1 protein-coding gene and 1 pseudogene are annotated in these 1,006 nt (G+C 59.1%); both read left to right on the top strand.

Annotated features, from left to right (window positions below):
* Positions 1-177, top strand: a pseudogene (locus GGR17_RS20605) (DUF736 family protein); the annotation flags it as partial.
* 155 nt (positions 178-332) lie between these two features.
* On the top strand, positions 333-869 hold the full coding sequence (locus GGR17_RS20230; protein WP_235974563.1) for a hypothetical protein: 537 nt from the start codon (positions 333-335) through the stop codon (positions 867-869).
* Positions 870-1,006 lie beyond the last annotated feature (137 nt).

Below are 1,006 nucleotides of genomic sequence, written 5' to 3'. Positions count from 1 at the left end.
AGTCGCACGGGCAATGACTACCTGTCGCTGCTGATCAACACGCCCGATGGCGATCTGCGCGTCAACGCCGTGCAGAACGAAGAACAGCGCGGCGGGCAGACCTTCTCGATCATCCCGTTCATCGACAGCGGTGAGCAGCCGCAGGACGCGGGCGCGGGGCTCTCCTTGGTCGCCTAATCGGCGCGCGAGGGGAGACGATCTGAATCGAAAGGGGAGCCGTGGGATCACGGTTCCCCTTTTTCCATGTTTGGCTGCATGACGGGCGCCATCTGCTTGCGATCTGCTGAATATGATATACGATAATATATTATTGAATAGACGAAGGTAGGCGCATGGTGGCGAGACTGGGAAAAGCTCCGTGGTTCGAGAGCTTTGATGTAGAAGCAGAGGTTGCAGAGCTTCTTGCTCATATCGAGCGTTGCACCGGATTTGCGCTGCTTAACCGCAAGCGTGATGTCATCATGACCCATGCAAGGGCAAAGCTCGACAGGACAAGGCAGGCATTTCTGGAGGCCAAGGCGGCGGGAAAGCCGGTGTCCACATCGCGCCGCGCTTATCTGACCGAAGTTCAGGACACGATCTTCATGGCGATCCCGGAGGAGAACCTCGCGCGGATGCCGCTGCGCGAGCAGGTTCTCAACGAGCCGTCATTTTACGCGGATGCCATGCACCGCGCCGCTGCAATTAGCGAGGATGAGCTTTTCATGGCGCTGTCCTCTTCGCTGAAAGACATGACAGTCCAAGACGCCCGGGCCTTCGTCTCGAAGCTTTGGCACGGCACGATTGACGACAATGCCCGCAAATATGCCGAAGCACTGAAGCGCCCCGAGCGTGCACCGCAGCCCTTTCGCCCGGGGAACACCGTGTAAGACCTAAGCGATTCTCTTGGCTTGAGCCGTACCGAGGTTGGCTGTCAACGGCGGAGTAAAAACCGGCCACGTGGCGGCGCAAAACCAAGCCAGTGGCGGGATGCCAAGCGCCATGGCGCGTGCGCTCCCCAGATAGC

The organism is Actibacterium naphthalenivorans, assembly GCF_014196965.1.
GTDB classification, from domain to species: Bacteria; Pseudomonadota; Alphaproteobacteria; order Rhodobacterales; family Rhodobacteraceae; genus Actibacterium_A; species Actibacterium_A naphthalenivorans.
Note: the sequence above shows the minus strand (reverse complement) of the source record. Positions and strands in the feature narration are given on the sequence as shown.